10 protein-coding genes and 2 pseudogenes are annotated in these 7,843 nt (G+C 56.6%); 10 read left to right on the forward strand and 2 right to left on the reverse strand.

Going from position 1 to position 7,843, the window contains the following annotated elements; all coding sequences use genetic code 11:
* Window positions 1–10 precede the first annotated feature (10 nt).
* Window positions 11–748: a cobalt-precorrin-6A reductase gene (locus HZS81_RS16170; protein WP_179931550.1), complete on the reverse strand. Its 738-nt coding sequence runs from the start codon at window positions 746–748 to the stop codon at window positions 11–13.
* Here HZS81_RS16170 and cbiE point away from each other — a divergent pair.
* The 10 genes and pseudogenes from cbiE to HZS81_RS16220 all read left to right on the forward strand — a co-directional run bounded on the left by cbiE (window position 747) and on the right by HZS81_RS16220 (window position 7,629).
* Window positions 747–1,970, forward strand: a complete 1,224-nt coding sequence (cbiE, locus tag HZS81_RS16175) for a precorrin-6y C5,15-methyltransferase (decarboxylating) subunit CbiE (protein ID WP_179931551.1) — start codon at window positions 747–749, stop codon at window positions 1,968–1,970. The genes HZS81_RS16170 and cbiE overlap by 2 nt on opposite strands.
* A complete protein-coding gene (locus HZS81_RS16180; protein WP_179931552.1) occupies window positions 1,967–2,347 on the forward strand; it encodes a cobalamin biosynthesis protein in 381 nt (126 codons plus the stop codon). Before cbiE ends, HZS81_RS16180 begins: the two co-directional genes overlap by 4 nt.
* On the forward strand, window positions 2,344–3,147 hold the full coding sequence (gene cobM / locus HZS81_RS16185) for a precorrin-4 C(11)-methyltransferase (RefSeq protein ID WP_179931553.1): 804 nt from the start codon (window positions 2,344–2,346) through the stop codon (window positions 3,145–3,147). The genes HZS81_RS16180 and cobM overlap by 4 nt, the downstream gene beginning before the upstream one ends.
* Entirely contained in the window at window positions 3,144–3,908 is a 765-nt protein-coding gene (gene cobF, locus HZS81_RS16190) for a precorrin-6A synthase (deacetylating) (RefSeq protein ID WP_179931554.1), read from the forward strand. Before cobM ends, cobF begins: the two co-directional genes overlap by 4 nt.
* A 70-nt stretch (window positions 3,909–3,978) precedes the next feature.
* Window positions 3,979–4,419 carry a YtoQ family protein gene (locus tag HZS81_RS16195; RefSeq protein ID WP_179931555.1) on the forward strand — a complete coding sequence of 147 codons (441 nt, stop codon included), beginning with the start codon at window positions 3,979–3,981 and terminating at the stop codon, window positions 4,417–4,419.
* A gap of 252 nt (window positions 4,420–4,671) precedes the next feature.
* A complete protein-coding gene (locus tag HZS81_RS16200; RefSeq protein ID WP_179931556.1) occupies window positions 4,672–4,815 on the forward strand; it encodes a BrnT family toxin in 144 nt (47 codons plus the stop codon).
* Entirely contained in the window at window positions 4,808–5,017 is a 210-nt protein-coding gene (locus HZS81_RS16205) for a BrnA antitoxin family protein (protein WP_179931557.1), read from the forward strand. The genes HZS81_RS16200 and HZS81_RS16205 overlap by 8 nt, the downstream gene beginning before the upstream one ends.
* A gap of 107 nt (window positions 5,018–5,124) precedes the next feature.
* Entirely contained in the window at window positions 5,125–5,901 is a 777-nt protein-coding gene (locus HZS81_RS16210; protein WP_179931558.1) for a hypothetical protein, read from the forward strand.
* 77 nt (window positions 5,902–5,978) lie between these two features.
* Window positions 5,979–6,287 (forward strand): annotated as a pseudogene (locus tag HZS81_RS16215) (YtoQ family protein); the annotation flags it as partial.
* Window positions 6,288–6,903: 616 nt separating this feature from the next.
* Window positions 6,904–7,629, forward strand: a complete 726-nt coding sequence (locus tag HZS81_RS16220) for a hypothetical protein (protein ID WP_179931559.1) — start codon at window positions 6,904–6,906, stop codon at window positions 7,627–7,629.
* A 101-nt stretch (window positions 7,630–7,730) separates the two neighbouring features.
* On the opposite strand, the pseudogene HZS81_RS18115 reads toward HZS81_RS16220, so the two are convergent.
* Window positions 7,731–7,843: pseudogene (locus tag HZS81_RS18115) on the reverse strand (IS30 family transposase); the annotation flags it as partial.

Genomic DNA, 7,843 nt, shown 5'->3' on the forward strand with positions numbered 1-7,843 from the left:
GTATTGAAGATTAAGAGTGGCTATCGAGCCAGCTAATCACGTCATCGATGCGATGAACTTCGTGGCGGGGTGGCAGTGCTGGCCGCTCAATCATCACAATGGGCAGGCCGAGGGTTCTTGCCGCGGTGAGTTTGGAAGCCGCCCCTTCGCCGCCGGCGTTTTTACACACGATGCGCTGGATTCGCTGGTTTTCTAGCAGGACGAGATCGCCTTCCAGCGTAAACGGGCCTCGATCAATCACGGTGCTGACATCGGCTAGTGGTGATGGGCTGGCAGGCCGGTCAACCAAACGCAGCACGTAATGGTGCTGGGGCTGGGCGGCAAAGGCCGCAAGGTGCATGCGCCCGATAGCGAGCAGCACGCGCTGGGGCGGGCCAGCCAGGGTGCTGACGGCTTCATCGATACTTGCCACGCTTTGCCACTGGTCACCTTCAACGGGTTGCCAGGCAGGCCGGGTAAGGGCAATGGCCTTTACGCCGCTCTGCGCCGCGGCGGCTAACATGTTCGCACTCATCTGCGCGGCAAAGGGATGGGTGGCATCGACGATATGGGTGATGCGCTCCTGGGCCACAAAGGCGGCAAGGCCGCTAATGCCGCCAAATCCGCCAATACGGGTCGGCAGCGGCTGGGGTTTAGGCGTGGCAACACGCCCCGCATAGCTGAAAATGGCGGGAAGCCCGCGTTTGGCAACCGCGCTGGCCAGGGCGCTGGCCTCAGAGGTTCCCCCGAGAATTAGGATCTTGATCATGGTTGAAATTTCTCACGCTCCAGTGGGTCAGGCTCCCTGGCTGACCCTTTTAGGCTGGGGGGAGAGTGGCACACAGGCGCTAACGGCGGCAAGCCGCGCCGCACTGGAAAGTGCCGAGGTAGTGTTCGGCGCGCGCCGCCATCTGCGCCTTTTGCCGCCCCTAAACGCCGAGGTAATTGAGTGGCCGGTGCCCTTTGCCGATGGCATTCCTGAACTGCTCAATCAGCGCGGCCGCCGGGTGGTCATGCTGGTCTCGAACGACCCGTTCTGGTTTGGGGCGGGCAGCACCCTGGCGCAGCATCTCAGCGCTGACGAGTGGCTGGCATTGCCCGCGCCTTCCACCTTCAGTCTGGCGGCTGGGCGCTTGGGTTGGCCGCTGGAGCGCTGCACCTGCCTGGGCCTGCACGCTAAACCGCTGACCCGCATTCGACCTTACCTGCATACCGGTAGGCGGTTGCTGGTGCTGGTAAGAAACGGCGAAGCGGTGGCTGAGCTCGCTTCCCTGGTAAGCGGGCTCGGCTTTGCGGCTTCCCAGCTAACGGTGCTGGAAGCCCTGGGCGGCGATAACGAGCGCATTCGCCATTGTCGTGTTGACGCCAACTTGCCTGAAGATATCGCCCACCCAGTCGCGGTAGGGCTGGAAGTAGCCGGTAGCGGCCCCGCCTTGCCCCTGACGCCCGGCCTGCCGGATCGGTTTTTTGAACACGACGGCCAGATCACCAAACAGACCATTCGCGCCATCACTCTGGCGGCGCTTGCCCCCATGCCAGGCGAGCGGCTATGGGATATCGGCACCGGTTCAGGTTCTGTTGCCATTGAGTGGCTGCTCGCTCACCCGGATAATCCGGCGGTGGGCTTTGAGCAAAACGCAGAACGGGCAGCGCGAGCGCGCAGCAATGCAGAGAACCTAGGCGTCGATTGGCTGGAAGTAAAAGAGGGCAGCGCGCCGGACGTGCTGAACGATACGCCGCTTCCCGATGCGGTATTTATTGGCGGCGGGTTATCCCAAGCGCTGCTAGACGATTTATGGCAGCGCCTGCCCGAAGGCGTTCGCATCGTCGCCAATGCCGTCACCCTGGAATCCGAAGCGCTGCTGGCGCACTGGCAGTACAAAGTCGGTGGCGAACTATTGCGGCTGGAACTTGCCAACGCCGCCCCCATCGGCACCCGGCGAGGCTGGAAGGCCAGCTACCCGATCGTTCAGTGGCGGGGTGTTCGGTGAAGCAATTGGCGTTGAGAATAGCGGGATTTGGCTTTCGTCGCGAGGCCACGCTTGCTTCGCTCGGTCAGGCGCTTGATCAACTTGCCGACCAGTACGGGGCAATCGATAAGCTGGCGGCGGCTCATTCAATGCTGCCGTTAGTCGAAGAACTGGGCCGACTGCGAAGCATCGAGGTTATCGCCGTAGCGGACGCCGAGCTGCCCACGGTGATAACGCTGACTCATTCAGCACAAAGCTTGCAGGCGCGAGGCACGGGCAGCGTGGCCGAGGCTGTGGCGCTGTTAGCGGCAGGCCCGAATGCTAGGTTAGTGGGGCCCAGAATCATCTCCGCGGATCGACAGGCCACCGTCGCGTTGGCAAAAGGAATCACAGAATGACGATACATTTCATCGGCGCAGGCCCCGGCGCACCGGATCTTTTGACGTTACGCGGGCGGGATTTAATCGCCGCCTGCCCGGTGTGCCTGTACGCGGGCTCATTAGTGCCGGAGCAAATCCTCGAACACTGCCCGGCAGGGGCGAGGGTGATCAACACCGCGCCGCTATCGCTGGATGACATCATGCAGGAGATCAGCCGCGCCCACGCCGAAGGCCAGGATGTCGCCCGGTTGCATTCGGGGGATCTATCGGTGTGGTCGGCCATGGGCGAGCAACTGCGCCGCCTGCGCGAGCTGGATATCCCCTACAGCATTACCCCCGGCGTGCCAGCGTTTGCGGCAGCCTCGGCAACCTTGGGCCAGGAACTGACGCTGCCCGGTGTCGCCCAGTCGGTAGTGCTCACCCGCACGCCGGGGCGGGCCAGCGCCATGCCCAGCGAAGAGACGCTTGCCAATTTCGCCCGCACCGGCGCCACGCTGGCCATCCATCTCTCTATCCATAACCTTGCCCAGGTGGTCGAGAGCCTGACGCCTTATTACGGCGAGCAGTGCCCGGTAGCGATTGTGTGGCGGGCAAGCTGGCCCGATGAACGGGTAGTGCGCGGGCGCCTAGCCACCATAGAAGCACTGATTGATGACACTATGCAGCGCACCGCGCTAATTCTGGTGGGGCAGGTGCTCGAGAGCGATGACTTCCAGGAGAGCAGCCTCTACGCCGTGGGCTACGACCGTCGCTTTCGCCCCCAGTCGGCGGATTCGCCTTTTGCCACGGCAAGCCAAGATCAAGAGAGCGAATCATGATCACTCTGTCGCTCATAGGTATCGGCACCGGCAACCTTGATCACGTCACCCTGGCCGCCGTGCGCGCCCTTAATAACGCCGATCTGATTCTTCTGCCCCGCAAGGGCGAGGCCAAGTCTGATTTGATCGACCTGCGCCGCTTGCTCTGCGAACGGCTGCTGGAAACGCCGGTGACCACCAAGATCGTCGAGTTCGATCTGCCTAGTCGTGATGGCCGTGATGACTACCTGGGCGCGGTGGACGACTGGCACGCCGCCATTGCCAGTGTCTGGGCGCAGCTAATCGATGAATATCTCCCCAACGGCGGGCGGGTCGGGATGCTGGTGTGGGGCGACCCTTCGCTTTACGACAGCAGCCTGCGCATTACCCAGCGCCTAAGCGCTGCGGGTAAGCAGGTGGATGTAGAGGTAGTGCCAGGCATCACCAGCCTGCAAGTGCTCACCGCCGAACATAAAATCCCCCTCAATGCCCTCGCCGAGCCGGTACACATCACCACCGGCCGCCGCCTACGCGAGCGCGGATGGCCAAGCGATGCCGCCACCGTCGTCGTAATGCTGGATGGCGGTGGGGCCTTTACCTCGCTGCCGCAAGATGAAATCTACATCTGGTGGGGCGCCTACCTGGGCATGGACAAACAGTGCCTGATCAAAGGCCGGTTAAGCGAGGTCGGCGACCAGATCATCCAGCGCCGGGCAGAGCTACGCGGCACCCACGGCTGGATCATGGATATTTATCTGCTGGCTAGACAGCCTCTGCTATAGTGCTGGTATTAATATGGAATGATTTTCCATAAAATGGCGCTACTGACCAACTAGTATTTGAGGAATAGCCATGAGCTTTTACGTTTACCTATCCGGCGAGATCCACACCGACTGGCGCGAAGAAATTCAGCGCGGCGCCGAGTCCGCGGGCCTGGATGTCGTGTTTACCGCACCGGTCACCGACCACGCCGCCTCTGACGCCGCTGGCGACCACCTGGGCAAGCCGGAAAATGGCTTCTGGCGCGACCATCAGTCATCCAAGGTCAACGCCATCCGCACCCGCACGATGATCGAGCAGGCGGATCTAGTCGTTGTACGCTTCGGCGACCAGTACAAACAGTGGAACGCCGCCTTCGACGCAGGCTACTGCGCCGCTCTTGCCAAGCCTTACATTACGCTGCACAGCGAAGATATCGTTCACCCGCTCAAAGAAGTCGATGCCGGTGCACAAGCTTGGTGTACCACCACCGGTCAAGTCGTCGAAACTCTACGCTACGTCCTCAAAGCCTAAGCCCGCAGCGCCTCCCGCAAGCTCTGCTTCAACTTGTGGGAGGGGATCATCTTGTGGGAGGGAGCTTCAGCTCGCGACGATCACGCCACGTAAACAGCTCCGCCACTGAACTGACGTTCTATTCTGGTGTGGCGGGAGGGCGCGGCTGTTTCGCCTCGAGAATCAGCAACTACCAACGTCTTGATAATACGTACACTATAACTACAGTGTAATGTATGAACTCTATTACCTTTGATTAGAATCCTGGTAAATATGCAGCTAATCGCCAGAAGCTTGGCGTCTCGTTTACTGGTGGTGTGCCACTGCGTTAGAGACGGTGACACAATCAGAATTATCTCAGCACGTAAGGCGAAAAAACGAGAGCGAAAAACTTACGAAGGGTATAGACATGCGTGACCATTACGATTTTTCAGAGTCAGTCAAAAACCCATACGCCAAGAAGCTTAAAAAGCAGGTCACGATCCGGCTGGATGAAGATACCATCGCGTATTTCAAGAATCTGGCGGAACAAAAAGATCTACCGTATCAAAGCTTGATCAATCTTTATCTGCGCGACTGTGCTCAGTCACATAAAGACCTCAAGCTTGAGTGGCAATAAACGGTTGATTAATGGCTTCTGTTGGATTGTTCAAAGCTTCGGGTTTGCCTTTGCCTTTGCCAATCGCAGGTCAGACATTGGGCTGAAGTACAGGTGGCATTTTCAATATGTGCTATAGCAAGCCACTAATTAATCGGCCTGCCTTCATGGATAGCGGGGACATTGCATTTGTGTTCCCACAGGCTATGCAGGAAAAGTCTGATGAGATTGCGCTCGGACTCCAGCTAATTTGTAATAGGCGTCTATTTGGAGTCGTTTACAGAGAGCTTCTTCCGGAATTTTTTGACAACATGCCGCCGGACAGTGGCGTCATGATCGGCGCTTTCGTCCCCACCGACAAGGTCTTGCCAGGTGTATTATTCCCTGGCGACATAGACCTGCTCGTCATCCCTTATTCAAGTGACCGTCTGTTACTATCAATGACCCTGGCAATTGAGTTGAAGGTCGTTCGCGCGACGTATGTTCGGCAAAGCCGCTCGCCTAACCAGTATGGTTTCTCTCAGGCAGATGCTTTGTTGCGCTGCGGATTTCCTTATGCCGGGGTCGCTCATCTCATTGTTTCGGATGAAAGTCCTGAGGATGCTTGGCGTGACGTTTTTGAGACGACCATTGTCGATGAAACAGGGAGGTGTGCTCCGCTAAGAACTGTCCGTAAGGATATGATGCCAAGTGCTTTGATAAACAGGTCGTTTGGCCGACTACGTGCTAACTGTTCTTCTGGTGAGCTTGGTTATGTTTCAGTCTATATCGCAAACGAGGGAATCTGGGATCCCCTTGGAAGGCAAGCGACTCATAATCCCAATGCATCGGAAGAGGTGATGAGTGCAGTAGGTGACTTCTACGAGCTGAATGCTCATAAGTTTTTGGATACCCGTCGCTACTGAAGTAAGTTGGCTCAAAGTGACTGATGCTGGCAGCCTCATCCTTTGAAGGGCTGTGGATCAGCTTCGGAGAAAAATTTAGCGGCGAGCACCTGGGCGAACAGACCAACCAGTTCTGGCACGTCCGCCAGTCGTCCAAGGTCAACGCAATCCGTACCCGCACGATGATCGAGCAAGCGGATCTGGTAATGGTGCTCTGAGGCGACAAATACAAACAGTGGAACGCCGCCTTCTACGCAGGCTACTGCGCCGCACTCGCCAAGCCCTACATCACCCTGCACAGCGAAGACATCGTCCACCCACTAAAAGAAGTCGATGCAGGTGCCCAGGCCTGGTGCACGACTACCGATCAGGTAGTCGAGACACTACGGTACGTTCTGAAAGCGTAACGAATCCAAAACGTGTCTGATCAATCTCAGAACATGACCGCCATGCTTGGGGGTGGATAGTGCAACGTGCGGCACGATTAGCGCTTATCTAGGCCCGTTGCAATGAGGTTGCAACGGGCCTATTTGTTGGGCGACCAAAGCCATCGTGCCCCATGGCTGGGGCCAGGGGGTTTTAGGAGCGCAACTTGTTGTGCAATCAGCAGTTATCCCGTCATCGCAAACTATCCGCCCGACGAAGCCGGACCCTTACAGAATCTGCTGCATGGGGTGTTGTAAGAGCCCAATTCATTGGTCGATCAGCCTTAAGCTGTCCCAGTACATCACCTCCCACCAAAGTCGGTTACCGGCATGTGCCCAGTGCTTAGGACGCATAGAAAATTTCCTGCCAGGGCGTGACCTAAGCCAATTTTATCAATAGAGTATGATTGAACAGAGCAAAACAAGCGGACACACGAATTTTGTATATGCTGCCAAGTGATCAGGTTGATGTACTGTAAAAAAATGGATTATGGGAATGTGGCTGGCTAGATTATATCAATAAACACGTCGGCACGTTCATTTAGGTTATGCAGCCGAGCGTATAATCACTGTTAGGCTTAATAAGCATGGAGAAACATTGAGCACTGCGAAGCTATTGGTCGACAGAAGAGAGCGCAGGTTGCTAGTGGTTGCCGCAGGGGCTTTTCTTCTGTTGTGCTTAATCGAGGCAAGACTTCCTCTGCCAGAGTATTTATCGGGAACGATTCTTGAACCAATTCTTGTAAGCGATGTTGCTCGGACCATAAGTGCCGGGGTTCTGGTCAGCCTTGTAGCGGCGTATATATTCTATCTTCTGATTGACTACTTTCCACGGTCAGCCAAGGAAGCCAAGTCGATTTTTGTTCTGAATTCGTTACTTGCAGCTGTGCTAGATTCTTATGATCGATGTCGTATTTTCGGGCACGAAACGGCGCTATCTCATGTTCAGAGGCATGTTCTAGAGGATGATTGGCTGGAGCAGACCATTGTAGAGATCAAAGATCGGAACGCAAAATTTCTTCCGCTGAAGTTGGCCATGCAGACTGCGCACACACGCCTGGATGACTTTAGAAATGCATTGGTTTTGGCTGTCAACCTATCGCCAGAGCGTGCGCTTCAGTGGTTGGTCATCATCGATAAGATTAGGCTCCTTGCCGAGAGCTACGGGCAGCAGCCAGAGGTGCCGGAGGATAAGATACATCTGGCTGACAGTGAGTCAGACGAAAATCCCCTCCGGTTGTATAAAGGAGATTTGGGATTTCGCTTTCTGGAAGTTGTCGAGGAATCACAAAGGTGGCTGCAACAAAGTGGCCCTAAAGCCTAACAAGGCCAGGCGACGCCTACTACATTGCGGCTTCGCCTCCATTTCGTAGCCGTGCATGCTGGCGGCGTTAAACGTATAGAGGAAGCATGGAAGTCCTGAATTCAACTAATAAGTGCAGCACCCGCGGTTTCTAGTGCTCCTGAATATTCTCCTAAGAACACCTGGGCTGGGGTTCGGTATCCCAGCCGCTTTCTGGGTCTATCGTTCAGCTTGT

This window comes from Vreelandella salicampi, assembly GCF_013415105.1.
In the GTDB taxonomy this organism is placed as follows: Bacteria; Pseudomonadota; Gammaproteobacteria; order Pseudomonadales; family Halomonadaceae; genus Vreelandella; species Vreelandella salicampi.